Here is a 26,294-nt window from a genome sequence, read left to right as displayed (position 1 = left end):
TAATTTTATTATATAAGAAAGTAATTTTTATGACCGATAATTCAAGCAATTTCCTTCAAAATTTTGCATGCCTTAATTTCCGAAAATAAATTCATGCAGTATTTTAATATTTTCAGTTAAATCAGGTATTAGAACGTCCATACCCCTGACCTTGACATTATCGGTAAATGTACCGTCAGCGGGAATACGAAGTTGTTCTATTTCCATTGTACCCATTTCAATGAAAGTGCTTATAAGCTTTTCAAACGTCTTACTGTCTATATCGGTCTTAACCAAAGGCAAAACCTTAAGCATAATAGACACCAGTTCCAACTCACTCTTAGTCTTATATTTTTCAAAGATGGCATTAAGTATTATTCTGTGTCTGTCGGTTCTGCCATAGTCGTTATTATTTCCCGTAATGGTAGCTCTTTTTCTTATTCTGGCATAACCAAGTACCTGGTTGCCGTTCATCAACTGTTTTCCTTCTTTTACATTCCTATACTTGGGATTTGAAATATAGTTGGTACTATTTAAATACCTGGCCTCTCCTGCCGTTAAAGTAATTTCCAAACCTCCGAGCAAGTCTATAATCTTTTCAAAGTTTTCAAAGTTTACCAATACACACCCGTCAATCCTTAAATTGAAATTATAGGCTATGGTTTCATAAAGAAGGTCAATACCACCCTTTTCATAGGCGGAATTTAATTTATTGTCTTTGTATCCGGGTATCTGAACCAACAAATCCCTCATTAAGGAGGTCAGTTTTATGGATTTCTGATTTTTATTTAATGTTGCTATAATAATAAGGTCTGTCCTTCCTCTTGCACTACCAGAACCGATAGCTTCTTCACCCAAAAGAAGGATATTATAAACTCCCTCTTCCTGCCTTCCGTAACCGGGATGATCCGGCCAAACTATCGTATCGGGATCGATTTCTTCGTTAGTGGATGCCAGATCTTCTTCTTCCAGATAATCTACGTCTTCTTCAACATCTGTATTGTCGGTAAAATCCTGGGTCCCCGCATCCCATATTTTTCCTACTATGTTTATACCCATCTTAAGCAGCAATTCGTTTCCGGGTTTTGTAAACCCAAGAAAACAAGCCATACCGAGTAATACCAGCAATCCGGCCATAATGCCTATCTGGACCTTCATCATCCTGGCTCTTTTTTTCTTCTTTTTCTGTTCAGCCTCAAGATTCTGAAGTTCTTCACTGATCTGCTTAGCCAAAGAATCGCTGATTGTGCTTAAGGTTTCATCTAAGGTTTCACCGGCAGCCGCAAGCTCCATGGCTGCAACATTTTCACTGCTTGCATCCTCAGATTCTGATTTTTCATCCGTCAAATTTTCAGCTGACGGGTTTTCATTTAGAATACCCGTATTTGGCGTATTTTCTTTAAGATTATCCTGAAAGCTGTTGTTTTCATCATCCAAAGAAGCTTCTTTCAGAGAATTATCAACATCCTCTTTATCTGTAGAAGCATTATTTAAAGAATTTACATCTGAAAGTTTTTCATTCCCATTATCTGTGGTATTCATATTATTATTGTTATTGTTATCTTCAAGTTTAACACTCCCGGAGTTTTCATCCCTATCAGGCTGATATTTTAAATCCCCCTTAACAGCATCGTCTGTTCCGTCGTTATCCAGCTTTAAAATATTATCAATATTTTTTTGGAAGTTCATTTCAAACTCCGGTCCAAAATCAAAATCGTCATGCGTATCGCCCTTTGACATATCTTCATCTCCTATAAAAACTTAGGTTTAATATTAATTGTGCAAACTTATCCTCACCGGATTTTATCTTCGATTACACGTTCAAGAAATTGATATACCCTTATAGCAGATGAAATGCTGAGTCGTTCTTCAATAGTATGAACCCGTTCCATATCAGGTCCGATTGAAACTATATCAAGGCCGGGCATTTTTTCAGCTATCAAACCGCATTCCAGGCCTGCATGAATAGCTTCTACTTTCATTTCTTTCCCGTACATCTGTTTATAGTGCTTTTGCAAATGTTCTCTGAGTTTTGATTCTTTACTGAACTCCCATGCCGGATATTCGGAACGTACTTCAAAACTTCCGCCAAGGAAGCTTACAAGATACTCCAGCCGGTCACGAATATATTTCTTGTAACTGCTCTTGGAGCTTCTTACGGAACTGCAGACTATTGCCTGCTTATCTTCCAGGCGGAAAATCCCCAGATTCAAGGAACTTTCAACCAGTCCTTCTATGTCGGAACTCATTACCTGTACACCGTATGGGATCTGCACCAGGAGGAAAAGTAATTTTTCAAAAGATTCGGAATCCAGCACACTAAATTCACCTTCACCCAAATCCTTTACGGAAAAATTAAGATCAGGCTCACTGCTTCTTAATTCCTTTTTATATACCTCCATAATTTCATCAATCTCATTTGTAATTTGACGATACATATCCGCTTCCGGTTCGATGACAATTTCTGCAAATGCCTCTCGGGTTATTACATTGTCCTTATAACCTCCCTCCATATGAAGGACGCTGTAAGAACATTTTTTCTTTAAGTCAAACAATAACCTTGCCAAAAGTTTATTAGCATTGGTCCTGTTATTAACAATGTCTATTCCCGAATGGCCACCTTTAAGACCACCTATATTTACAGAAATCTTTCTGCCTTTTTTTACTATTCGATTTATAGGCAGGGTGCAGGTTGCCGTAAGTCCTCCCGCACAGCTTACCAGCAAATATCCTTCTTCCTCTGAATCTAAGTTGATCATATATTTGGCCTTAAGGTTTGAAAGATCCAAAGCCTTAGCCCCGTGCATTCCCACTTCTTCATCGGTTGTAATAACAGCTTCAAGTCTTGGATGTTTTAAATTCTCATCCGAAAGCAGGGCCATTATATAAGCAACCGCTATGCCGTTGTCAGCACCCAAAGTTGTACCGTCCGCATGCAGGTAATCCCCGTCAACCAAAAGCTTTATTGGATCCTTAGTAAAATCGTGAGTGCTGTCTTTCTTCTTTTCGCAGACCATATCCATATGACCCTGAAGCATAATTGCCGGCTCATCTTCATAACCGGGAGTAGCTTCTTTTATGATTATAATATTGTTGGCTGAATCCCTATTATACTCTAAATTGCGGGCTTTTGCAAACTCTTCCAGGTATTTACTTATTTCCTCTTCGTTTCCCGATCCCCTTGGTATTTTTGAAATCTCACTGAAAAATTTGAAAATGCCCTTATAATCTATTTGCTCCAAATATTTATCCATAATATACCCTGTCCTTCCTCAAAAGTTATATCATGTCTATTTTATATTATCTCCTTTAGTATTAAATCCTTCAATATAAAATTTATAACTATAATTCTATATTTATGAGACAATATACTATCTTGAGTAGAAACATAAAAAGCAATCTTAATTTTTAAAACTGTGAATCGGTGCAGGAATCCTTCCTCCCCGGTTAATAAAATCATCACATCCAAAACCGTTAACCTGCATAACAGGAGCATGCCCAAGAAGGCCGCCAAATTCAACCCTGTCACCGACTTTTTTACCGTATACAGGAATTATCCGTACCGCCGTAGTCTTTTGGTTTACCATGCCTATAGCCATTTCGTCTGCAATTATTCCTGAAATTGTAGTCGCTTTTGTATCTCCCGGTATGGCTATCATATCAAGTCCTACGGAACATACACAAGTCATGGCTTCCAGTTTCTCCAAGGAAAGAGCTCCTGCTTCTACGGCATCAATCATTCCCTGATCTTCACTTACCGGAATAAAAGCGCCGCTTAAGCCTCCTACGAAAGAAGATGCCATAACGCCACCCTTTTTTACCTGATCGTTTAAAAGGGCAAGTGCCGCAGTCGTCCCCGGTGCACCGGCGTATTCAAGTCCCATTTCTTTAAGTATTTCCGCCACACTGTCACCTACTGCCGGTGTAGGAGCAAGACTTAAATCCACAATTCCAAAAGGTATATTAAGGAGTTTGGATGCTTCCTGAGCCACCAGTTGCCCTACTCTAGTTATTTTAAATGCGGTTTTCTTTATGGTTTCACATAAGGTTTCAAAATCTGCCCCTCTGGCAGCTTCCAAAGCCTTTTTTACAACTCCGGGCCCGCTGACACCTACATTTATAACCGCATCGCCTTCGGATATACCGTGGAAAGCACCTGCCATAAAGGGATTGTCATCCGGTGCATTACAAAATACCACCAGTTTGGCACATCCGATAGAATCCCTGTCTTTGGTAAGTTTTGCGGTCTCCAGAATAATCTCGCCTAAGAGTTTGACCGCATTCATATCGATACCGGTCCTGGTTGAGCCAACATTTGCACAACTGCAAACCCTCTGTGTTACGGAAAGGGCTTTAGGAATTGATCTAATCAGAAGTTCATCGGAAGCAGTCATGGCCTTTGATACAATGGCAGAATAACCGCCGATAAAATTAACCCCAACATCCTCAGCCGCCTTGTCCAGGATTTCGGCAATAGAAACATAATCATCCGCAGTTTTGCAGCAGGCTGCCCCTATTAAGGCTATGGGTGTAACTGCTATTCTTTTATTAACAATAGGAATTCCATATTCTCTTTGTATCTTGTTTCCTGCTGCCACCAGATCTTTTGCAATTCTTGTGATTTTATCATATATTTTTTGCTTTACCACTGCCAAATCCGGCCCTGCGCAATCTAAAAGATTAATGCCTAAAGTAATGGTTCTGACATCAAGATTTTCCTGTTCAATCATTTTGTTGGTTTCAATGACTTCATGCAAATTAATCATAAACCAATTCTCCTATCTATATTCTGTGCATCTTATCAAAAATATCTTCCCGCTGGGCTTTTATAACCACTCCGATTTCTTTACCGATCTGATCCAGTTCTTCCACTATTTCTTCAAAACTTTTAGGAGTATTAGAAGTATCTACTATCATCATCATATTAAAAAATTCCTGCACTATTGTTTGGGAAATATCCAGGATGTTTATCCCGTTGTTCGCAAGATATGTACATATTCTTGCAATTATACCCACTTTATCTTTACCTACAACTGTAATAACAGTTCTTTTCATAATAAAATCACCTTTCCGATTTTAGCTTTTCTAATAGAATAAAAGACCTATGGTTTATTGTCAAAAGAAAATATCTTCTGAATTTCTTGATTAATTATTAAATAACTACTAAATCCGAAGGTACGTCCCTGTGAGCTACTCTTAAAGAAAAGTCTCCCAAACTGAAACCTGCCTTGTTTAATTCACAAAGTACTGTTTCGTAAGCCAGTTCCTCATAATTATTTTCTTTGCTTAAATGGGCCAATATAATATGTTGTTTTTTCCCTGAAATCAATTTACTTATTAAATCTGCAGACGTATCATTGGACAAATGGCCCTTGTCACCCAGTATCCTTTGTTTTAAATAGTACGGATATTTTCCCACCAACAGCATATTTATATCATGATTGGCTTCTATCATCAACAAATCCGAATCTTTAAGCTTTGATAAGATATAATCATCATATTTGCCCAAATCCGTTGCTATACCGATTTTCTCGCCGTCCGCACTCATGGTGTAACAAACCGGATTTGCGGCATCGTGAGAAATGGAAAAAGGTTCAATATTTATATCGTTTATTGAAAAAGATTGGTCCGGTTTTACAAACCTAAACAGTTCGGCAGGTATTTCCCCGAGGCTTTTCATCCTGCATATTTGCATGGCGGTTTCATATGTAGCATAGATCGGTATATTATACCGTCTTGCCATTACACCTATCCCCGATACATGGTCTATATGTTCATGGGTCACCAATATTCCCTGGATTGTATCCGGATGAATGTCAATTAATTTTAGCCCGTTCTCAATTTTTTTTGCGCTTATTCCTGCATCCACCAGCAGATTTGTATTTTCACTGCCTACAAATATGCAATTTCCGCTGCTGCCGCTTGCTATGCTGAATAACTTCATGTCAATCTTCCTATCTTAAAGTAATGTTTTTTCCGTACTTGTCTAAAATTAAACATACTAAGCTCATAGTACATTCTAACCAAGTATCCCTCATATGAATCTTTTTGTCAAGAACAAACAAGTAAATCCTCTATCTGCTTTTCCAAATCTTCGTTCTTTCCGTCATTATAAATGACTTTATTAAACTTTCCAAAAAAGTCCTCTTCCTTGCTTTGACTGGCAAAGATAGAATCTATCTTTTCATCGCTGTAACCCCTGCTATTTTTTAGCCTTTGCCTTCTTATATCCGCCGGACAATGGACATACCAAACCTCATCACATACCGAATCATATCCGGATTCTATCATCAATGCAGTTTCTATTATACAATAAGGTACATTTTTTTCAGCTCTTTTTTTCTCAATTTCATTTTTTACTTCTATTAAAACATTCGGATGAGTAAGGCTGTTAAGCTTTAAAAGTTTTTCCCTGTCATTGAAAACAATCTCCGCCAGCCTGCCTCTGTCGATGGTACCGTCTTTATTTAAAATTTCCTTGCCGAAGTAATCAACCACCCCTTTGTAGCTTACTCCTCCGGGCAGCATCTGCTCATAAGCTATTTTGTCTGTGTTAATAAAATGAGCATTATATTTTTTTATCATAATATCAGCCACTAAGGATTTGCCGCTGCCAATTCCTCCGGTAATTCCGATAACTTTCATAAATTTCAGCCCCTTTATAGTCCCTTATTTAGCCTCATACCAGTTGTTTCCGATTTTAACTTCCGTTTCCAAAGGCACTTTTAACTTGGCTGCCCCCTGCATCTCCTCAGTCATTATTTTCATAACTTCTTCAACTTCATCTTTATGGGCTTCAACAAGCAGTTCATCATGAACCTGGAGTATAAGGCGTGACCGCATATTGCTGTCTTTGAGCCTTCTGTTAACCCTGTTCATGGCAATCTTTATTATATCCGCTGCTGTCCCCTGGATAGGGGAATTCATGGCAACCCGTTCCCCGAATGATCTTTGCATAAAATTACTTGAGGTAAGTTCAGGAATAGGCCTTCTTCTGCCAAAAAGGGTTGTGGAATACCCGTCTTTTTTTGCCTTAGCCACCAATCCATCCAGGTATTCTTTAATCTTAGGATAAGTCTCAAAATATTTTTCAATATATCTTTCAGCTTCTTTTCTTGTAATGTTTAGGTCCTGTCCCAGGCCGAAAGAGCTTATCCCGTAAATAATACCGAAATTTACAGCCTTGGCATTGCTTCTTTGGAGGGGGGTTACCTCTTCAAAAGGAGTATGGAATACCTCCGATGCGGTAATCCGGTGGATATCCTTTGCTTCGTTATAGGCATTAATCAGCCGTTCATCTCCGGACAAATGGGCAAGAACTCTAAGCTCAATCTGGGAATAATCCGCATCGAGGAACACATAATCATCTTCAGGAATAAATACCTTTCTTATTTTTCTTCCCAATTCCATCTTTATTGGGATATTCTGAAGATTCGGATCGGTACTGCTTATCCTTCCGGTAGCGGCGATAGTTTGGTTGAATTTTCCGTGAATCCTGCCGTCCTCCCTAATATATGATGCAAGACCGTCCGCATAAGTGGATTTAAGCTTAGTAAGCTGCCTGTACTCCAAAATCATGGATATTACGGGATGTTCTCCCTGCAATTTTTCCAGCACGTCTGCTGCGGTGGAATAGCCGGTTTTGGTTTTTTTTGCAAAAGGAAGCCTTAGCTTCTCAAACAGAATTACTCCCAGCTGTTTTGGCGAATTGATATTAAAAGTTTCCCCAACCAGTTCGTATATCTGTTTTTCCAGAGACAAAATTCCAACTTCAAGCTGGTCTCCGTATTCCTTCAAAGCTTCTTTATTAACTCGAATACCTCTGATTTCCATGTCATACAGGGTAAAAATCAAAGGCCTTTCAATTTCTTCATAAAGCTTAAGCATATCTGTTTCGATAAGTTTATCCTTTAATTTCGAAGCTGCCGCGTACGCCACATATGCGTTGTAGCCTGCAAACAAGCCAAACTCCTTTGGATTATTTTCCATTGCATCTTTTAATTTGCTTTTGCCAAGCAAATCCACCTGGGACGGTACCGTCATTCCAAGATAATCCCTGGCTATGTCATCATAGTTGTAGGTATCAGTTAACGGATTAAGAAGGTATGCCGCAATGGCATTGTCAAAGACAGAATCATCCTCCGTTACCTTAATATACTTAAGCTGCTCTTTTAACCCGATAACCGCAAGGCCAATCTTATTTTTAACTATATTTTCCACCCGGTCTGTAAGAAAATCTTCTGTTATAAGTCCATGGCGTAAAATAACATATACATCCTTTTCTCCGAAACACAGAGATACCCCGAGAAGTTCACCGTTATCGATAAGCATGTGAATGCCTACCGGCTTCTTATTTCCTGATGAAATTTCGGAATATATAAGGTTAAATATCCTCTCTGCCTCTCCAAGGTTATCTATAACTTTAAAGTTTTCTTCAATATTTAAAGAACGGTTTATTTCAACCGACTGGAATCTGGCAAGCAAACTCTTAAATTCCAAATTCTTAAACAGAATATAAACATTCTCATTATATATATCTTTTAATGCGGCCTCTTCTATATTGAACATAAGGTCGCAATCTGTGCAGATTGTGGCAAGTTTTTTAGATAAAAAGGCCAGTTCCTTATTTTCCATTAAAGCGTTTGTTATTTTGCCGGGTTTTAACTCATCAATATGCTCATAAAGATTTTCAATGGACTTGTATTCTACTATCAGTTTCTGAGCCGTTTTTTCGCCTACACCGGGCACACCCGGAATATTATCCGATTTGTCTCCCATAAGGCCCTTCATATCTATAAACTGTTTAGGCGTAACATTATACTTCTCCATAACATCATTAGCAAAATAATCTTCTATTTCGGTACCGGTCTGTTTGGTTTTCGGTATCCGCACCTTAATCTTGTCACTGGCAAGCTGCAAAAGGTCCCTGTCACCGGAAACCAAAGATACCTGATATCCCTCTTTTTCTGCTTTTGTAGCCAAAGTACCCAATATATCGTCCGCTTCAAATCCGGGTTTTTCAATAACCGATATATTCATAGCTTTTAAAAGCTCTTTCATTACCGGAACCTGTTCCCTAAGTTCGTCCGGCATGGGCTTTCTGGTCCCTTTATATTCGTCAAACATTTCGTTTCTGAAAGTAGGGTGATGGGTATCAAAAGCAACCGCCAGATAATCCGGCTTTTCCTCATCCAGAATTTTATATAAAATATTTAAAAAACCCAATATGGCATTGGTATGCTGCCCTTTGGACGTCGTCAAATCCGGCAGTCCGTAAAATGCCCTGAACAATATACTGTGTCCGTCAATTAATACCAGCTTCTTATTTTCGTTCATATCGATTTTCGCAGCTTATACTGCGAAACCTCCTTTCATTCAATGGGTAATGTAGTTCCTTCTTCCTTATGTTCTTCCAAATACCTGTCCAATTCTGTTTTGTACTCATCAAATCTTTTTTCCATAAAAGAGTACCTTAACCGGAATTTGCTCTCTACTACAGGATTTTCGGGTTCTTGCGTATAAAAATAATACCTTATGCTGAACAAAACGGCCATAATAATTATTATAGTTACCAAGACACCCTTCTTACGATAATAATTGTATTTTAAATGTATTATCTTTTCCTGGGTCTGTACTATCTTTTCTTTAAGTTCCTTACTGTAATCCTGAGACAAATTTTTATCCTCATCAAGCTGTTTCATAGCCGTAAGTAAGGCATAATATACCTCCAGCTCTTCCCGACATTCGCTGCAGGATTCTATATGTTTTATGAATTCTTCCAGCTCTTCAATCTCCAGTTCATCATTGATAAACCCGGTTATCAGGCTCTGAGCTTCCATACAGGTCATAAATATACTCCTTTATAGGCTTATTAATAATATAATAAATCAAATAATATTTTATTTTTATACTTGAAATCTAAATTTAATTGTGATAGAATAAACTGCGTCGGCAAGCGGATGTGGCGGAATGGCAGACGCAGCAGACTCAAAATCTGCCGATGGCGACATCGTGGGGGTTCAAGTCCCTTCATCCGCATTTTTTTATAATTAACGAATTAAAACTTTTAAATGACACATCGGATTTTCCGATGTGTTTTTTATTATCCAAATAATATTTACATATAGCGATTACCAGGTATTGTAGTTCAGATTTATATATCAATCTTCAATTATATAGGTAAGAAAAATATATACTGTATCAATTATATCTTAATCCGCAGGCAATCGCAATCACGTAGTCAAAATACTCCCGAAGCATATTCTAAGTAATAAAAAAGCTATAATATCTAATTTGAATATAACGTTAGTCTAATATAATCAAATTAGATATTACAGCTTTATACAGCATAATAAAATATAATATATTTAACCTTAAATGTAATTTAAATTTACTTATAATATGTACGTAAGATATCATTTAATGTTTTTCGTTTTCTCACAGAAACAGGTATTTTTATACCGTTTTTCATGCATATTTGATTTAGTTCTATAAAATCAATATGTCTTAAATTAATTATATAAGCCCTATGTGTCTGTATAAAATCTTTCTTTGGCAATCTTTTCAGCCAATATTTTAAAGGTTCCTTTTTTATGTAATTATTTTGGGTTGTATAAATACAACATCCCTCTCCTAATGCTTCTACACATATGACATCTTTCAAATCCAGCAATATTTTTTTGTCATTATCAACTACTACTAACTTATCTATAAGTATAATCTCATTTATTGCATTTACAATAGCTTCACTAAATAAAAGGTCATTAATAGGCTTTGTCAGAAATCTGTATGCTTTTACATGGTACCCTAATTCAATTAGATCTCTATGAGCCGAAATAAATATTATTAATGGTTTACTTTCTAAAGCATTTAATCTTACAGCCATGGATAAGCCATCAATGTCTGCCATCTCTATATCTAATAAAACCAGATTGTAATTCAATTTAGATTTTAACAGATCTAATCCTTTATGAAACAAATATATATCATAGTCATTAAAATTTATCTCGCGTAGAACTTCCTTTATCTTATTTTCTATTATTTTTAAAATAAATTTATCATCATCACATACTGCAATTTTTATTTTATTGTCCATAACACTAGCACCCCCCTTATGTCATAGCAGTCAAGATATGTAAGATTATAACATATTTTATACGTTTGTCCAGTATTTTTACTACTTTTGCCTGTAAATTTATTGCATTAATAAACAGAAAATGGTATTTATAGTGCATAAATATAAATCCCTCTTTGTGTATTTGATTTATCAAATATACAAAGAGTGGTTTATGTGATTAATAAAATAAATAAAAGGAGGTAAATTCAATGGAAGAAAGAAAATATCTTGAGCCCGAAGCTACAAATGAATCAAATGAGAATATCGACATGATAACTATGTTCGATGACTGTGAAAGCGGTTTTTTGGCAAAGAATGAAAAGCTTCTTACATGGTTACTGTCATAATCCAATATAACATTATTACATAATATCCGAATATTGTAAAGGAGGTATTATAATGGAAGATAAAAAATATCTCGAATTTGAAGCATCTGTTGAGACCAGAGACAACGACATCGACATGATTACAATGTTTGATGACTGCGAAAGTGGATTCTTGGCTAAGAATGAAAAACTCATTACTTGGTTACTTTCATAAAAATCAACTTGTAATCTAAAACATAAACCACTCAAAGCATTAATTAATTTATTACATATTATATCGTATGGAAATAGCTCTTCTATTTCCATACGATATTTGCGAAAAGGAGCTTACATATAATGATTTATTTCTCTTTTTATAACATAAACATATACTCATCTTTTGATATAAAAGATCAAGTTATATTGTTGAGTAAGGAATTAGGAGGCAATCAAGTACTAAAATATTGTCCTAAATATAGTATAACTATTTTGCCGTATCAAGAATACAGCCGTGATACACTAAAAAATTGCATTCGAGTTGGATATCATCCTCTAAACCGTAGGGAAATATGGAAAGATCAGTATAGTACAAGAACCATTGAAATAGATTCTGATGAAATACTGATTAAGGAAGAATTTTCATATACTCTCTTTATTAGAGACATTCAAAATATCTATTCATATTTAAGAAGCAAAATCTGCGAAATAATAAGGGAATGTAAGCTAAAACTTTATCCCTTTGGTTTTCATGCAGCTTTAATTGGTCGTGATAAATCATTATATTTAATAATAGGGGCTAAAGGTTCAGGAAAAACATCTTCTGTTTTGTATGCATATATAAACGGATGGGATGTATATACAGATGAATTCGTTCTCATAGACAAAAAAAGCATTGAAGTATTGGAACGATTTCCAGCAATAAATCCGGATGTAGAAGCCGCTTTCTTTGCAGACTGTAATTTAAAACTGCATTATATTATAAAAGGCTATCTTACAGGTGAATACAAAAAAGTTATAGATATAAATTTAAAAAAATGTAAGGATTTATCGATTGAGAATATAAAAAAGATTTATATCTTAACAGACTATAAAAATAATATAATGCGGCATGATTTCATAAATAATATTTTTTATAAAAATATTATTTTAGGCGCAAATATTTCCAATGAACAGTATGAAATAATCCAAAATTTACGATATAACAGCAAAATGATGAATATTAAAGAATTTGCCAATGAAATACAGGAGGCTACTATATGAATGAAAGAATTTTAAATTTAGTAAAAGAATACTGTAAAAAAAAAATCTGTATAATATAAGAGCGATTTTGTTACATGGTTCATATGCGGTCGGATTTGCTAATAAGTACTCGGATTTTGATATCTTGGTTGTTACTGATTATAAAAATAAAAAAAAAATAGATGCTTTTATAACAGACGACGGAAAAAGAATTCAAATAGATTTTATGGACATTAATGATCTCAAAATTGCTTTGGATAACTATGAAAATATGTTGTTTAAACAAATTTTGGATCTTAATATAATGGCTGGCAGAATATTGACATCTCAAATATTAGAATCAGACAGGGAATGTAAAAATCTTATAGAATCATATAAGCGATTCAAAAATAAAGACGCCCTGATAAAGCGTTTTATATATACAGCAACAAACTTTTTCAATGATTCAAAAACAGACGATTGGCTGTTGAAAAATCATTCTTTTCAGATGGCAGCCGTTAATATAGGAACTGCTATTTTAATTAAAAACGATATGTTTTGGTTGCATATAAAATGGCAGCATATGTTTTTGCAACAAATTTTATCATGCGATGATTACAAGGACTATCTGTCCATAAGATGGCCACAAAATTTATCGGAAGATCAATTTTTAGCAAAAGCAAAAAAACTAATCAAGGAGTATTTATAAGGTTAGATTATGGGTAAGTATACAATTATCAGCGATGGTAAAAAAGTAAATATGTTTGATAAGGAGTTAGGAGTAGATTTATCTCTAAAAAATTATATACTTAATTATCATTTTTCATCAATTGTTAATAAGGTCGGGCTTTTTGTTACAGCAGATGATTCTGTCGCTGTATCGGAGTTAGAGAATTATTTTGAAAAAATCCCTTTGCTAGGTTTTAAAGGGCCAATTATATTTATTCAAATTTCTAAAAATTTTATTTCGACTGATGATATAGCAAAATATATTTATCATATTGAAGAGAGAGACAATATTTTAAAAGCAATTTACTATGATGATTATTTGTATATATCAGACGGTATTGTTAATAAAATAAATAAAGGTTTTCATTTTGCTGAAATAAAGTATAAAGAAATCTTTGACTTAAAAAATTTTTTCCCTTATTTAATAAAAATTATTGAAGGATTAATTATTGAAAATCATCTTAAATTAGGTTTTTTCCCAATACATTCCTCTCTTATCGGATGTGAAGATGATGAATGTATTTTGATTATGGGAAACAGTCAATCAGGCAAAACTACCACAGCTCGTTTATTTTGCAATACAGGCAAATATAAAATGTTAAGCGATGATATAGCATTTATTGACAGTACCGGTTTAGCATACCCATACGGGCAATATATAAAAATTATAAATAACAATAAAACAGGCATTTTTAACGAGCAAATAACATATGACAATTTAACTATATACAGAGAAATTTATAAAATTTCAAACTTATATAAACCCTATAAGATAAAGTGTATTATTTTGCCCCAAATCATGTTTATTAATAAATCAGAATGTTTCAGGTTGAGCGAAAAGGATATTGGCAAGATCAGTATCCCGTTGCTAAGCGAATATCCAAATAAATGGTTTGTTTATTCCGAATACAATTTTATATTAGGTTATCAAGTTATGTGTTTATTGGAGAAAATTCCTTTTTATCAGATCAATTTAAAATTCCAATCAGATAACAAGGAAATAACCAAATTATGGGAGGATCAATGCATCACATTATAAATAATGAAAAAAAGATAAACTCCATAGCAATTGGCGGATGGTTCACAAAAGGCTCCTTTTTTGACCGTGTTGGTAAAGAAGGCGAACATCATTTTCTTGAACATATCATTTTCAATATTCCTTATGTAAAAGAACAAACGCTTAAATTTAAGGAATCGGGGCTGGTAATCAACGCCTTTACTTCTCAAGAATTAATGTGCTTTTATGTATTGTGTATAAAAGATAATTTTTCTGAAGCATACAATTTTATTTATAATTTGCTAAATGAAAAATTTGATCTTTCTAAAGATGTATCTTTTGAAAATGAGAAACTGATTATTAAGAGAGAAATAGAATATCATTACAATTATGTTGAAGAAATTAAAAAGCAATTATTGCTTCAAATGTTCGAAAATAGCTGTCCTAATTTTAATATAATGGGAAATATTGAATCTGTTGAAAATATAACGCAATATGATTTAATTGATATTTATGATTCTTTTTTTACCGGTGATAAATTTATTACTATCGTCGGTGACATAAATAAAATATCGCTTAGCAATAATGCATATTACAAATCTGAAATAAACACAAATGTATTTAAAGATATAGATGTTATCGGAAAGAATAAATACCTGATTGATAATTATGATTGCGAATATTACTACTATGGACTGAGCCAATTTTTTCATAAAGTCCACAGAAATGAAGGACTTGTTTATTCAGAATATATTAAAGATCAATTGTTTAACAAACTCAGGGAAGAATATGGTCTTACATATAGGATTAATACGGCAAACATGAATTTGCATAGTGGACTTATAACATTTTGGATATTTAAAATACGTAAACAAGATTTAGGTATTTCTCAAGATATTATTAAAAAGATATTTAGCCAGAAAATAAACCTGCAGGAAATGGAAAAACATAGACAACAACTTAGAACAAAAAATATGATTCAATCTGACAATGCCACAAGTGAAATGTTATCCTTAGGATACAGAAATACAATCTTAACAGGTGAAGATCCGGATGTCTGTAACTTTGAAGAATTTATTAAATATTTAGAGTCTAGAGAGGAGGATCCATATCAGAGAGTCATTGGTATTAGAACCTAAAGATACATCCAGTTTTATTATTCAAACCGGATTGGAAGTAAGCAATTATAATGACAAATACTACATAAAAACTCCCCGTGGACTGGTAATTTTAACTTCTCTTCAATATGAAATATTGCAGGAATTCCGTTCCGAAAAAACTGTTGCTGAAGTTATTAGCAAATATCAGCATATTGATAACGCTAAAATGCAAAATTTGATTAATAAGTTTGCATTTGAAAAATTAATTATTGAACCAAGAACCCCGTTTATTAAAAGAAAGACATTTGGTTATTATTTCAGAAAGATAACAAAATTTAAGATACCATCAGCACCCTTTATTTTCATAGTAAATAATATATTATGTAAATTAAATATTTACCTTGTAACTATACTTTCATTACTTTTTGTTATTACATCAATATACACCAATATAGTACTCATTAATTACACAGGTTTTTCATGGAATGATGTACCAAGGGTATGGAGCTTTTTTTTAATCGGATTATTCATCGCTTTATACCACGAATTATGGTTGGCTCGATTTATAAGTGTTTATGGCGGGAAAGAAAATTTGAAATTTAAATTACGTTTCCTCTTAGGTGTTTTTATAAGCGTTGTTGTTAATTGGGAATTTCTCTTAAGTTTGGAAAGAAAAAAAATAATTAAGACTATTTTGCATGTTGATCTTATAACTGCGGGTTTATGTGGCAGCTTTTCTCTAATTGGATACATTTTTATGATGTTAGGATTAAAAAATTTGGCCTTTACTTTTTGTTGTTTTTCTATAATAGGTTATTCATATATGGGCTTGAATTTTTATCCTTTTCTCTTTAAAAGCGACGGATACAATATTTTTTGCCTTATTACCAATTCGTTTCGTTTAAGACACTATTTTATTAAAATTATAATAAGCTTATTTAAAAGAGAAAAAATAGATTATATTGAAAAAAATAAACTTTGGGTATATTTGCTGTGGGGAGCGTGTTTTATAGCTACTTTAATCTTCCTTCAGTATGCAGTGACCCATGGAATTAGATTGAGAATATAGGAAGGTGTGATTTTATTTTAAAAAGTATTTTAAGTTTTGTTATTAGCTTATATTCAATATTATTTTTAATTGCATTCATGACAAATAAAGAGTTAAGAAAATCTGCTCTCAGACTTGTATTATGTATTGTCAGTTGCATTTTAATATTAATTTCTAATATTGGCTTAATATCATATAACGTATTTTTTATGTGGACTTTGTGCATCGGCCTTCTTCTTTTGCAGATCTTAGCCGTATTAAATGGTCTTATGCTTCATAAAAGACCTAATTGGTTACATCATTTTATACGTTTAATATTTTCAATTTTTATTATTATATTTTACAATAAAATTGCATAGGTGAATTAATTATGAAAAAATACGATGTAGTATTAGTTAATCCGATAAAAATACGGGATTCTTATTCAACTATTGCTCTTGGTCCGCTGACTGTGGGAACTATATTGAAAAAAGCCGGTTTTGAAGTTGCCATAGTTGACTTCAATTACTTATGGGAAAAAAGGATATTGAATAAAGATAAAAAAATAAATAACCTTATAAATGATATGGCTGAATATCTTGACAATCTAAATGCCAAGGTAATTGGTTTTAGTACAAACAGCACATGTCATCATATTGCTATTGAATTGTCAAGAATTATTAAAAGTAAAGATTCAAATGTGAAAATTATATTAGGAGGTCATCAGGCAAGCCTGACTGCTATAGAAACTTTAAAAGCTTTCTCTTGGATTGATCTTATTGTTATAGGTGAATGTGAATTAAATATTGTCCCAATTATTAAAGCACTTATAGAAAATAATTCTGGAAAGCTATTTGATATAAAAGGTATAGCATATCGCTATGCTGACAATGTTATAAAAACTCAGGAAACTGAAATACTTGAAAATTTAGATGAAATACCACTATTGGATTATGATTTAATAAATCTGGATATTGATCTGGATAAAAGTAATAAAATTACATTTCCGATAGAAGTCGGCCGCAGTTGTCCGTTTTCTTGCACATTCTGTTGCACAAAAACATTCTGGAAGCAAAAGTTTAGAATGAAGAGTACTTCAAGATTAATAGAAGAGATAGAATATATAATGCAAAAATATGGTGCAACCGATTTTCATTTTTTGCATGATCTGTTTACATTTAATAAGAAAATTGTTATAGATTTCTGTAATGAAATTATAAAAAAAGGAATTAAAATTCGCTGGATATGCAGTGCAAGAGTTGACACTATTTCTGAAGAATTAGTTTCAATTATGAAGCAAGCCGGATGCAGTAAAATATTTTTAGGTATAGAGTCCGGATCCGATAAAATTCAAAAACTGATCAAAAAGCATATTAAAATAGAAACCATCTGGGATAAAGTAAAAATAATTCGCAAACACGGAATAAAAGTTGAAGCCGGCTTTATATACGGTTTTCCTGGCGAGACAAAGGATGATGTAAATATAACACTGAATATGATGCTAATCGGTGCGGCTAATAACTTTTGGTTTCCCGAAATAGGTATTTTAAACGTTGAAAATGGTACCGAACTTTATGATGAACTGAAAAATCAGCTTTACATAGAAAAAGATATTGACAATTTATACTTTTTCAATAGTGAAGAATTCGAATATTTTTTTGAAATGTTCAAGACTTACCCTGAAATGTTCCCGCATTTTTATGATTTCAGTAATGCGACACGGCAAAAATATAAATACTTAGATAAATTTATGTGGATACTTGTAAGTATGATATCTTTGGGATATAAAACATCCATAAATTCCATAGTAACATATCATGAAAATGATGTTTTAAAATTTTATGAAACATTTATAGAAAATCTGGAAGAAGAATTTAAAAATATATTTGTAGAAAACTTTAATATTGCCTGTGGTAATAACAAAACATTATTAATTAAAAGAAATTCTCTTTTGGAAAAATACGTTAATTACTTAGCACAAAAAGATACTAATTCTGAAACTTTATTAATTAGAGAACTGTTTGATTTAGATAAAAACATTGTTTTCCTGAGAGTTTTAGGCAAAGAAAATGAGCAGATTGAAAAGGTTTATAACAATAATTTAATGGAATTAAGAAAACATGGAGAACTTATTTCTCCAAAAGGATTTTATAAGTTCATTCTCACAAAAGAGACCCAAACAAAAGTCAGAATAGATTGTGTACCTATCTATGTCTGATATTTTATAACTAATATCCGACTTTTTCTTCTAAAATAAAAGTCACATATTGCAAAAATATAAAGAAAGGGAATTTATATTGAAACTCGGTAAGTTTGTAACCAGCTTTATAATATATCTTTTAGTATATTCTCTTGCAGGTTTGTTTTTAGACATATTATTTAATAATGAATATGACCAGGTTACATACGCTATCAGGCGAATCTTTCAGCTGATACTGAATATAGCATATGTTTCATATGTCGCAAGCATAATTAAAATCAAAATATCATACAAAATTAACCCTCTTAAGTTAATTTTATATACAATCGTATTATTTGCCCTTATCTTTATCTATGAAACAACAGTTGATGTATTTATAGATAAAGTTTTCACACCTGATGCCGCATCCCAAAGCAGGGGTTCCAGCATTCAGGCTTTATTACAATATCCGGTTGCCTTCTTTATCCAGGCATGTATTTCTGCTCCCTTGTTAGAAGAATTCCTGGTCAGAGGAGCTCTCTATGAAATCTTAAGAGAAAAGTTATCCGTTGCCTGGTCTATTGCTATTACCGGTATATTTTTTACAATTATGCACTTTGACAGCATTAATTCATTATTCTATATAATGATAAGCATAATATTCTCACTTATTTATATTAAAACAAATAATATTTTGTATTGTGTAATATTACACATGTTTGTTAATGCATTTTCTCTGATTTCTTATTATCTTGGTAATATTTAGTCCGGAAATATGATTCGATAATCAAAACAGGGACATTCCTAACGGAATGTCCCTGCCTTATTTTTAGAAATATTTTTTACTTCCCCAGAGATTATTTCTTTTCAGTTCCATATATTCATTATATGCCTTCTCCAGGATCTGCTTTTCGTTGGTAAATTTCAGAAGATGATAAGCTTCATGAAATTTATAATACCCTGAGTCCATAAAATATTCTTCACGTTGTGGTTTGCTGTAATAACTATCAGACATCATTAAATACCAATGAACATCCTTTAATACTGTATGATGCGGGGTGCTGAAGGAATATTGGCTTTTTCCGATATATTTTATTATGGAAGCATTGGTTCCCGCTTCCTCTCTTACTTCACGGATTGCCGTATCTTTAAACTCTTCTCCTTCTTCAACAGTACCTTTCGGCAGCACCCACCCCTCATATTTGTTCTTATAGTTCTTATACAGTAATAAAATCTTTCCTCTGAATATAACTACACCACCACAGCTCGTTGCTTCTATCATCGCAATTCCTCCTGCTTTTTGGTGTGTCCTCATTAACTACCCTAAAGTATACATTAATATGACTAATATATCAACTTGTTTTTTATGAAAATCTTACAAAAATAAGGAACAGGTAGCTAATGATGCAGGATTTGAACTGATTATATCAGTTTATGGCAAATGATAATCTTGCATTACACCCAAATTTTCTTTATATATTCTCATTATTTAAAATATTCTTCAAATACCTTTTCTGCGATAGGCACCGCATAGTCGCTGCCTGAACCTATATTTTCCACAAGAACACTTATAGCAATCTTAGGTTCGTTAATAGGAGCAAATCCTATAAACCAGGCATGGGAATCTTTTCCGTCCTGTTGTGCCGTACCGGTTTTTCCGGCAACTTTTACATCCAACTTATTCAGCCTGCTTGCAGTTCCGTCAGTCACAACGGCTCTCATCAGGCTTTTAAGATAATCCGCTTCTTCAAAAGACATTACAACCGCTGCTTCTTCGGGAATATATCCTTTAAGTACCCGGCCCCCCGCACTTTCTATCCTGTCAACAGTATACGGCTTCATCATGATGCCGCCGTTTGCTACTGCTGCCGCTATCATGGCGTTATGAAGAGGGGTTATTAAGGTTTTTCCCTGCCCTATAGCCGTCTGCATTGCTTCCTTAACGCCTGAGCTTCCCGTTTTTAATTCAAATCTGCTTTTGTTATTGCTTATTTTGGCAGGTAAATCCTTATTAAAAAAGAAACTTTCGCAAAGTTCTCTGAAGCCGTCCATAGAAAGTTCTTTTCCTATTGATGAAAATGACGTATTGCAGGATTTGGCAAAGGCTTTTTTTAAATCAACCTTCCCGTGAGATCTATTGTTGCTGCAGTGAATTACCATACCGTCATATTCGATTTTTCCTTTGCAGTTATAGGAATAGTCCAAATAATCCGGATTCTCCCTCATATAAGCAAGAGCAGTAAGAATTTTAAAAGTTGAGCCCGGAGGGTAAAGTCCCTGGGATGCCCGGTTTAACAGGGGTGACTCATTATCCTGATCCTCAGAAAGCCGGTCCCAATTTTCATCTATTTCATTGGGATTATAAGCCGGTTTTGAAACCATAGCCAGTATTTTGCCCGTTGAAGGTTCTATGGCCACTACGGAACCTGTTTTATTTCCCAGGGCATCATAGGCTGCCTTTGTAAGTTTGTGGTTTAAAGTAGTTATTACATTGTTTCCGGGATTTTTTACTCCGATGAGATCGTTATATAAAGCCCCGGCCGAATTACTGTATGATGTAAGAAGAGTTATATTTTCCGCTGCCTCTATTCCCGTTCTTCCCCTAAGGACTCTTCCTACAACATGGGCATACATATCATCAAAAGGATAGTTTCGTACCTCATTTTCACCATCATCTGTAACGGTTTCTGCCAGTACAACCCCATCGGCCGATATTATCTTTCCCCTTATTACCCTTTTTGCAAGCACGTCATGTCGTTGATTATATGTGCTGTTAATGACATCCCGGCTTTTAAAAATCAGAAAATGCGCAAAATAACCCATCATCAGAATAAAAAGCCCTGTAAATATATAAACAACCGATAATATGGTTTTTCTTCCTGAGGCTTTATCCCTCGGCATTTTATTTTTTATGTTGTTTTTTTCAGATTTTTTTCTGGTTATATCTTTTTTTAAAATACTCTTTCTCATTAAAACCACCTTAAGGTCTTTCTTTTGCCTTAGATTTGGACGGTTTACTTCCAGTATTAAATATCCCCTGAATAACCATAAGCATCACTATAGTGGAAACAACGGAACTTCCGCCATAACTTACAAGCGGCAAAGTAACTCCCGTAGAAGGTATAAACTTAATGACCCCGCCTACTGATAAAAATATCTGAAAGCCAAACATTACCGAAAAGCCCAGAGCCAAGAGCCTGAAGAAATTATTCTCCGATTTTATGGCAATGTTAATCAGTACGATAAAACAATTTATATATAACAAAATAAGAAACAGAGCAAATAAACCGCCTAACTCTTCCGATATGGCTGCAAATATAAAATCACTGTCCACAACAGGGATACTGGTGGGAAGCCCCTGGTTTAAGCCCATCCCAAACCAGCCTCCGGTTCCTATGGCAAATAAAGACTGGGATATCTGATATCCCTCTTTATCAATATACCCGAAAGGGTTTTTCCAGGCCAAAACCCTGACCTTTACATGGTCAAACAAAAAGTAAGCTATCCAGGAAGCCAGGCTTCCGGCCCCCAATCCCAAAAGAAGATATAAAGGTTTTTCGGTCGCACAATAAAGCATAAAAACATAGGTAACAAAAAATATCAAAGCTCCGCCCAGGTCTCTTTGAAATACCAAAGCCAGAACGGTAACCCCGGCTAATGCCGTAACAATGCATATTCTCTTAAAAGAAATATTTTCACTGAACAAGGATGCAATAAAAAAGACAAACAGCAGTTTTACCAGTTCGGTAGGCTGTACGGTAACAATTCCAAATATGGACAACCAGCTGGTGGCACCGTAATTCTCGGTTCCTATAAATATTACCAAAAGTAATAACCCGATTCCTGCTATACCGTAAATCCAGCCATACTTTTTTATCTTTTCATACTCATTTACAACAGCCGGGACAATTAAACCCAACCCCAAAGCTGCGGCGCTTATAAAAAACTGACGGATTGCTTTATCAAAAGACAATCTGGTAAGTATAATATACCCTACGGAAAGCAGCATCAGCATATTTCTTAAAAGAAGTCCCGATATTCCGGGATATAATATTTTATAAAACTTAAGGGCTAAAATCAAAACCAAAACTTCCAGGCCGTATAAAAGAAGAAGCTTATTATTTGTTGCCTGGATAAACAGAGTAAAATATCCGGTAAAATGGAACATAAATATACAACAGGTCATCCATTTATAAGATTTATCCTGGCTGTTTTTATTCTTTTTTACTGCTGCGCGGAAAGCATGATAAGTATATGCTCCCGTAAGAATTAGCATCAGATATTTGGTTAATTCGATAGCTATATTCATGCTTACACCTGCTTTATGCCATTATCCCAAGCACAACTTGAACCGTTATAATCCGCAATTAAGAAATTTCCGATATTCATATTCTTTAAGTATCTTTTAGTTTTACTCTACTCCCCTTTTAAAATGTCCGGTCGTAATATTGTCAAAATTAGGTATATTCATCTTCCCGTAAGAAAAGACATCAATATATGCTGCTAAAACTTTATCAGTTTCTTTTGCATTTTCAAAAGTAAAATCAAGCCTTATCCCGTATGGCTTTAAATCCAATATCCTTTCAGCCTGTCCTAACAGAGAAAGGCGCTGACCATTATATATTATATTGTAACAACTGCCGCAATGTGACATTACGAAAAATTTCATGCCCAGCCTGTCCGATAGATAATCCGCATTTGCCTTTGTACCGCCGCATTTTTTGCACCCTTCCGCATTTTCATAAAGGCACTGGGCTGATACCATGACCGGCAGGTAACCGTAAACCATAAGTTCACAGTCGGATAACCCCAAATCCTTAAGTTCTTTCTCATTCAGTTCCAAAGGTGCGGTAAAATCACATATACCGTTTTCTTTCCAAAACTGTTTTGCTTCCTTGTTAAAAATGTACATGTTATGGTTTAATTTTATCTTTTTTTGCAGGCCCAAATCTTTTAATACATTTTGGATTAAATACACCTCTTCAAAATTCTTTGCTATAAATCCTTCAACTTTTTCATTCCCCGCCAAATATACAAGATTCTTCTTTAGTTTCTCATATACCGTCATCCTGCAAATATGAGGCAATAAAACATAAATTTTCTTACCTGCCTTAGATGCAGATTCTGCCATTAAGGCAATTTCCTCCAAAGAAAATGTTTCATAATCCGCATATATGGCATTGATTTCACCGTAAGACAAAGCTGTATTAAACTGCTCTTTTTTCTGTACTCCGACATTAATATATAAAGATTGCTCTCTTCCATAACTTTCATCATTTGGCTCATGACCGCCTTCCATACAAACCTGTAAATCCCCAACGGTCTTTTTCCTGCGGTAAGCATCTGTTATTGCCTGTATAAGAAGGTCTATGGCCTGCCTTCTTATTTCGTTAAGCCAGGCTACAGGAACAAATATATTGTCGTCGGCATCGACAGTGAGCTTCTCAAAATAAAACAAGGTATTTCCCAGTTTGTCTACGGATGCCTTAAGCCGCTCTGCAGTCATGGGTTGACTTTTAGCCTCTTCCACTATATTATGATAAGCCGTAACAGAAAGATTATCAAACTTAAGTACCAGTTTTAGCCTTTCTCCTTTTTTTGCAGTCAAAAGTCCGGAAATCCCCTGTCTTGCATCCTTATCGATAAACCTTTCCCGGATAGAATTTAGAAGCATATTGTTTTTTGTACGATAGACAGGATATCCGTTTTCTAAAGCAAGCTTCTTTTTAATCCCCTGATCTTTATGTGCCATAGGCCCGGCTTTAACCGTAAGAGTATTTTTTGCAGATAAGCTATCCTTTACCGTAAACTCAAATACCGGCTCACTTTCACTATTTCTTATTTCTAGCACATCCTGGGCATTAACATCTTCACTTAAGGATATTTTTACATACCCTTTCTCAAAGCCTTTAACCCTTCCTACCAGAACACCGCTGTGATTGGGTCTTGCCATAGACATCATGGCTTTCCCGTTATGATTATTGCCGTATCCTTTAGAAAATCCCCCGCGGTTATACAAATCCAAAAGATCAAGCATATCTTTTTCGTATTCTCTGCTTTCTAAAAAATCATAAAATCTTTCTCTGCCCTCGTTCAAATATAAATCCACATATTTTCTGTATACATAAGAAACTCCGGCCGCATATTCAGGCCTTTTCATTCTTCCCTCTATTTTAAACGAATCCACTCCTGCTTCTATTAAATCCGGTATCAAAGCCACGGTATTTATATCCTTAAGGCTTAGAAGATACTGTTCCTTTTCGGTTGAAACAAGTCTTCCGTCAGAGTAAAACCTATAAGCCATCCTGCAGGGTTGGGCACATCTTCCTCTGTTTCCGCTTCTTTGGCCTATAAGGCTACTCATAAGGCACTGGCCTGAATAGCAGTAACACAAAGCCCCGTGGACAAAGGTTTCAATCTCCAAATCCGTATGCTCCCTGATATTCTTTATTTCTTTAAATGACAGCTCTCTCGCGGTTACCAGCCTGGTAACTCCAACGCTTTTTAACAGTTCGGCTCCTTCTGCCATTGTAAGGGTTGTCTGGGTACTGGCATGGATAGGCAGATCGGGAAAATTTCTATGAATAAAGTGCATGACACCTACATCCTGCACAATTACTGCATCAAGTCCGGCCAAGTAATATTTTTCAAGGAAATCATAGAGGCTGTTTTGCATCTCCTTTTCCTTTATCAGGGTATTGACCGTCAGATATATTTTTTTCTTTCTTAAATGGGCTTCGTCTATAGCCTTAAGAAGAGTGTCCTCATCAGGATTATCGGCATAGGCCCTGGCTCCAAATTTGCTTCCTCCTATATATACGGCATCACAACCGGCATTCATGGCTGCCTTCATACTTTCATAAGAGCCGGCCGGTGCCAGGATCTCTATTTGTCTTTTCATAATTTCCCTCTTTCTTATAATCATACCGGCATTTAAAATTCAAATATAATAAATTATACATGCCAATAATAGCTTTGTATCCCTTGCCTACTTTCTGAAAATATTATTAAAATTTTATATGTACGGTGTTTAAATGACCGCTGCAATACAATTTTATAAAATAAACAAGCTGTCCGAGTGACATCACCGCCCTTTAAAGCATCCTTAGGGCCGGGTATGTACCACTGACGACAGCCTATACATTCTCAAATTATTGCTTCTTTCCTGCTTCCTGCAGTTCCGTTTCAAGCCTGACTATTTTCTTTTGGGCTTCATATAATTCATTTTTTAAAGATTCTACCTCTTTCTCGGCAGAATGAAGTTTTGTCTGGACAGCTATCAATTCATGCTTAAGATCAAATATTTCATTGCTTTTTTCGTTATTTTCTTCTTCCAGTTCTTTAAGTTTTTCCTTCTCTTTAAAATAATCGTCGGCTATATTAATCTGTATCATTATATGCTTTAATTCGGAATCTGAAAATTTATAGGCATCCCTGTTCCTAAACTCATTATATTTGCTGTTTATATAGGAAGCGACTTTTTGGAGATACTCCTCGCTTTCATAACCGCTTAACGTATATCTTTTGTTATTTATTATAACCTCAATATCGTTAATTTTCTTCATAATATTTGCCTCCTGTATTTTAGAAATCAGGGATATGCATTTGACCGATCAAATTAATTTTCGCTTATTTGTGTTCATT

Annotated in this window: 23 protein-coding genes and 1 tRNA gene; 10 read left to right on the top strand and 14 right to left on the bottom strand. The window is 34.5% G+C overall.

Translation table 11 applies throughout. The annotated features are described in order from the left end of the window. Positions 1-72 precede the first annotated feature (72 nt). From HHT355_RS02995 to HHT355_RS02960, 8 genes are all read right to left on the bottom strand, one after another. The gene (locus HHT355_RS02995; protein WP_103201964.1) at positions 73-1,719 is read right to left on the bottom strand and encodes an LCP family protein; all 1,647 of its coding nucleotides are present in this window, start codon (positions 1,717-1,719) and stop codon (positions 73-75) included. Between the two features lie 53 nt (positions 1,720-1,772). Beyond that, positions 1,773-3,233: an aminoacyl-histidine dipeptidase gene (locus HHT355_RS02990; RefSeq protein WP_103201963.1), complete on the bottom strand. Its 1,461-nt coding sequence runs from the start codon at positions 3,231-3,233 to the stop codon at positions 1,773-1,775. Positions 3,234-3,380: 147 nt separating this feature from the next. Next, positions 3,381-4,745 carry a PFL family protein gene (locus HHT355_RS02985; RefSeq protein WP_103201962.1) on the bottom strand — a complete coding sequence of 455 codons (1,365 nt, stop codon included), beginning with the start codon at positions 4,743-4,745 and terminating at the stop codon, positions 3,381-3,383. A 16-nt stretch (positions 4,746-4,761) separates the two neighbouring features. Further along, positions 4,762-5,034 (bottom strand): ACT domain-containing protein, encoded by a 273-nt coding sequence (locus HHT355_RS02980; protein WP_103201961.1) that lies wholly within the window; start codon positions 5,032-5,034, stop codon positions 4,762-4,764. A 97-nt stretch (positions 5,035-5,131) separates the two neighbouring features. After that, positions 5,132-5,923 carry an MBL fold metallo-hydrolase gene (locus HHT355_RS02975; protein ID WP_103201960.1) on the bottom strand — a complete coding sequence of 264 codons (792 nt, stop codon included), beginning with the start codon at positions 5,921-5,923 and terminating at the stop codon, positions 5,132-5,134. 107 nt (positions 5,924-6,030) lie between these two features. Continuing rightward, positions 6,031-6,624 (bottom strand): dephospho-CoA kinase, encoded by a 594-nt coding sequence (gene coaE / locus HHT355_RS02970; RefSeq protein ID WP_103201959.1) that lies wholly within the window; start codon positions 6,622-6,624, stop codon positions 6,031-6,033. Between the two features lie 24 nt (positions 6,625-6,648). Further along, entirely contained in the window at positions 6,649-9,315 is a 2,667-nt protein-coding gene (gene polA / locus HHT355_RS02965) for a DNA polymerase I (RefSeq protein WP_103201958.1), read from the bottom strand. Positions 9,316-9,350: 35 nt separating this feature from the next. Continuing rightward, the gene (locus tag HHT355_RS02960; protein ID WP_103201957.1) at positions 9,351-9,827 is read right to left on the bottom strand and encodes a zf-HC2 domain-containing protein; all 477 of its coding nucleotides are present in this window, start codon (positions 9,825-9,827) and stop codon (positions 9,351-9,353) included. 107 nt (positions 9,828-9,934) lie between these two features. On the opposite strand from HHT355_RS02960, the gene HHT355_RS02955 reads away from it, so the two are divergent. Further along, positions 9,935-10,017 (top strand) — tRNA-Leu (locus tag HHT355_RS02955). 352 nt (positions 10,018-10,369) lie between these two features. On the opposite strand, the gene HHT355_RS02950 is transcribed toward HHT355_RS02955, so the two are convergent. After that, positions 10,370-11,074, bottom strand: a complete 705-nt coding sequence (locus tag HHT355_RS02950) for a LytR/AlgR family response regulator transcription factor (protein ID WP_103201956.1) — start codon at positions 11,072-11,074, stop codon at positions 10,370-10,372. A 230-nt stretch (positions 11,075-11,304) separates the two neighbouring features. Between HHT355_RS02950 and HHT355_RS13580 the strand changes: the two genes are divergently transcribed. The 9 genes from HHT355_RS13580 (at position 11,305) to HHT355_RS02910 (ending at position 19,416) form a co-directional block, all read left to right on the top strand. Further along, the gene (locus HHT355_RS13580; protein WP_158245874.1) at positions 11,305-11,442 is read left to right on the top strand and encodes a hypothetical protein; all 138 of its coding nucleotides are present in this window, start codon (positions 11,305-11,307) and stop codon (positions 11,440-11,442) included. Positions 11,443-11,494: 52 nt separating this feature from the next. Continuing rightward, positions 11,495-11,635: a hypothetical protein gene (locus tag HHT355_RS13575; protein WP_158245873.1), complete on the top strand. Its 141-nt coding sequence runs from the start codon at positions 11,495-11,497 to the stop codon at positions 11,633-11,635. A gap of 122 nt (positions 11,636-11,757) precedes the next feature. Next, complete coding sequence (locus HHT355_RS02945) at positions 11,758-12,660, top strand: hypothetical protein (protein ID WP_103201955.1); 903 nt, start codon at positions 11,758-11,760, stop codon at positions 12,658-12,660. Positions 12,661-12,706: 46 nt separating this feature from the next. After that, complete coding sequence (locus HHT355_RS02940; protein ID WP_103201954.1) at positions 12,707-13,327, top strand: nucleotidyltransferase domain-containing protein; 621 nt, start codon at positions 12,707-12,709, stop codon at positions 13,325-13,327. A gap of 9 nt (positions 13,328-13,336) precedes the next feature. Continuing rightward, positions 13,337-14,386: a hypothetical protein gene (locus tag HHT355_RS02935; RefSeq protein ID WP_103201953.1), complete on the top strand. Its 1,050-nt coding sequence runs from the start codon at positions 13,337-13,339 to the stop codon at positions 14,384-14,386. After that, a complete protein-coding gene (locus HHT355_RS02930; protein ID WP_103201952.1) occupies positions 14,359-15,483 on the top strand; it encodes an insulinase family protein in 1,125 nt (374 codons plus the stop codon). Before HHT355_RS02935 ends, HHT355_RS02930 begins: the two co-directional genes overlap by 28 nt. Beyond that, positions 15,467-16,513 (top strand): hypothetical protein, encoded by a 1,047-nt coding sequence (locus HHT355_RS02925; RefSeq protein ID WP_103201951.1) that lies wholly within the window; start codon positions 15,467-15,469, stop codon positions 16,511-16,513. The genes HHT355_RS02930 and HHT355_RS02925 overlap by 17 nt, the downstream gene beginning before the upstream one ends. Positions 16,514-16,862: 349 nt before the next feature. Then, on the top strand, positions 16,863-18,689 hold the full coding sequence (locus HHT355_RS02915) for a B12-binding domain-containing radical SAM protein (protein ID WP_103201949.1): 1,827 nt from the start codon (positions 16,863-16,865) through the stop codon (positions 18,687-18,689). A gap of 79 nt (positions 18,690-18,768) precedes the next feature. After that, the gene (locus HHT355_RS02910) at positions 18,769-19,416 is read left to right on the top strand and encodes a CPBP family intramembrane glutamic endopeptidase (protein ID WP_158245871.1); all 648 of its coding nucleotides are present in this window, start codon (positions 18,769-18,771) and stop codon (positions 19,414-19,416) included. A gap of 63 nt (positions 19,417-19,479) precedes the next feature. Here the strand turns inward: HHT355_RS02910 and HHT355_RS02905 are convergent, their stop codons facing one another. The 5 genes from HHT355_RS02905 to zapA form a co-directional block, all read right to left on the bottom strand. Beyond that, positions 19,480-19,932, bottom strand: a complete 453-nt coding sequence (locus HHT355_RS02905; protein WP_103201947.1) for an NUDIX hydrolase — start codon at positions 19,930-19,932, stop codon at positions 19,480-19,482. Positions 19,933-20,135: 203 nt separating this feature from the next. Beyond that, on the bottom strand, positions 20,136-21,620 hold the full coding sequence (locus HHT355_RS02900; RefSeq protein WP_103201946.1) for a peptidoglycan D,D-transpeptidase FtsI family protein: 1,485 nt from the start codon (positions 21,618-21,620) through the stop codon (positions 20,136-20,138). A gap of 10 nt (positions 21,621-21,630) precedes the next feature. Beyond that, the gene (locus HHT355_RS02895) at positions 21,631-22,959 is read right to left on the bottom strand and encodes an FtsW/RodA/SpoVE family cell cycle protein (protein WP_103201945.1); all 1,329 of its coding nucleotides are present in this window, start codon (positions 22,957-22,959) and stop codon (positions 21,631-21,633) included. A 102-nt stretch (positions 22,960-23,061) separates the two neighbouring features. Then, positions 23,062-25,551 carry a U32 family peptidase gene (locus tag HHT355_RS02890; RefSeq protein WP_158245870.1) on the bottom strand — a complete coding sequence of 830 codons (2,490 nt, stop codon included), beginning with the start codon at positions 25,549-25,551 and terminating at the stop codon, positions 23,062-23,064. A 250-nt stretch (positions 25,552-25,801) separates the two neighbouring features. Further along, a complete protein-coding gene (gene zapA, locus HHT355_RS02885) occupies positions 25,802-26,215 on the bottom strand; it encodes a cell division protein ZapA (protein WP_103201943.1) in 414 nt (137 codons plus the stop codon). Between the last annotated feature and the right edge of the window lie 79 nt (positions 26,216-26,294).

This window comes from Herbinix hemicellulosilytica, from assembly GCF_002904165.1.
GTDB classification, from domain to species: domain Bacteria; phylum Bacillota; class Clostridia; order Lachnospirales; family Lachnospiraceae; genus Mobilitalea; species Mobilitalea hemicellulosilytica.
This window is presented reverse-complemented; position numbering and strand designations above follow the sequence as displayed.

Coding starts and splice junctions, on each gene's coding strand:
- HHT355_RS02995 (WP_103201964.1), bottom strand. CDS start 1,719: ATGTCAAAGGGCGATACGCATGACGATTTTGATTTTGGACCGGAGTTT.
- HHT355_RS02990 (WP_103201963.1), bottom strand. CDS start 3,233: ATGGATAAATATTTGGAGCAAATAGATTATAAGGGCATTTTCAAATTT.
- HHT355_RS02985 (WP_103201962.1), bottom strand. CDS start 4,745: ATGATTAATTTGCATGAAGTCATTGAAACCAACAAAATGATTGAACAG.
- HHT355_RS02980 (WP_103201961.1), bottom strand. CDS start 5,034: ATGAAAAGAACTGTTATTACAGTTGTAGGTAAAGATAAAGTGGGTATA.
- HHT355_RS02975 (WP_103201960.1), bottom strand. CDS start 5,923: ATGAAGTTATTCAGCATAGCAAGCGGCAGCAGCGGAAATTGCATATTT.
- coaE (WP_103201959.1), bottom strand. CDS start 6,624: ATGAAAGTTATCGGAATTACCGGAGGAATTGGCAGCGGCAAATCCTTA.
- polA (WP_103201958.1), bottom strand. CDS start 9,315: ATGAACGAAAATAAGAAGCTGGTATTAATTGACGGACACAGTATATTG.
- HHT355_RS02960 (WP_103201957.1), bottom strand. CDS start 9,827: ATGACCTGTATGGAAGCTCAGAGCCTGATAACCGGGTTTATCAATGAT.
- HHT355_RS02950 (WP_103201956.1), bottom strand. CDS start 11,074: ATGGACAATAAAATAAAAATTGCAGTATGTGATGATGATAAATTTATT.
- HHT355_RS13580 (WP_158245874.1), top strand. CDS start 11,305: ATGGAAGAAAGAAAATATCTTGAGCCCGAAGCTACAAATGAATCAAAT.
- HHT355_RS13575 (WP_158245873.1), top strand. CDS start 11,495: ATGGAAGATAAAAAATATCTCGAATTTGAAGCATCTGTTGAGACCAGA.
- HHT355_RS02945 (WP_103201955.1), top strand. CDS start 11,758: ATGATTTATTTCTCTTTTTATAACATAAACATATACTCATCTTTTGAT.
- HHT355_RS02935 (WP_103201953.1), top strand. CDS start 13,337: ATGGGTAAGTATACAATTATCAGCGATGGTAAAAAAGTAAATATGTTT.
- HHT355_RS02930 (WP_103201952.1), top strand. CDS start 14,359: ATGGGAGGATCAATGCATCACATTATAAATAATGAAAAAAAGATAAAC.
- HHT355_RS02915 (WP_103201949.1), top strand. CDS start 16,863: ATGAAAAAATACGATGTAGTATTAGTTAATCCGATAAAAATACGGGAT.
- HHT355_RS02905 (WP_103201947.1), bottom strand. CDS start 19,932: ATGATAGAAGCAACGAGCTGTGGTGGTGTAGTTATATTCAGAGGAAAG.
- HHT355_RS02900 (WP_103201946.1), bottom strand. CDS start 21,620: ATGAGAAAGAGTATTTTAAAAAAAGATATAACCAGAAAAAAATCTGAA.
- HHT355_RS02895 (WP_103201945.1), bottom strand. CDS start 22,959: ATGAATATAGCTATCGAATTAACCAAATATCTGATGCTAATTCTTACG.
- HHT355_RS02890 (WP_158245870.1), bottom strand. CDS start 25,551: ATGAAAAGACAAATAGAGATCCTGGCACCGGCCGGCTCTTATGAAAGT.
- zapA (WP_103201943.1), bottom strand. CDS start 26,215: ATGAAGAAAATTAACGATATTGAGGTTATAATAAATAACAAAAGATAT.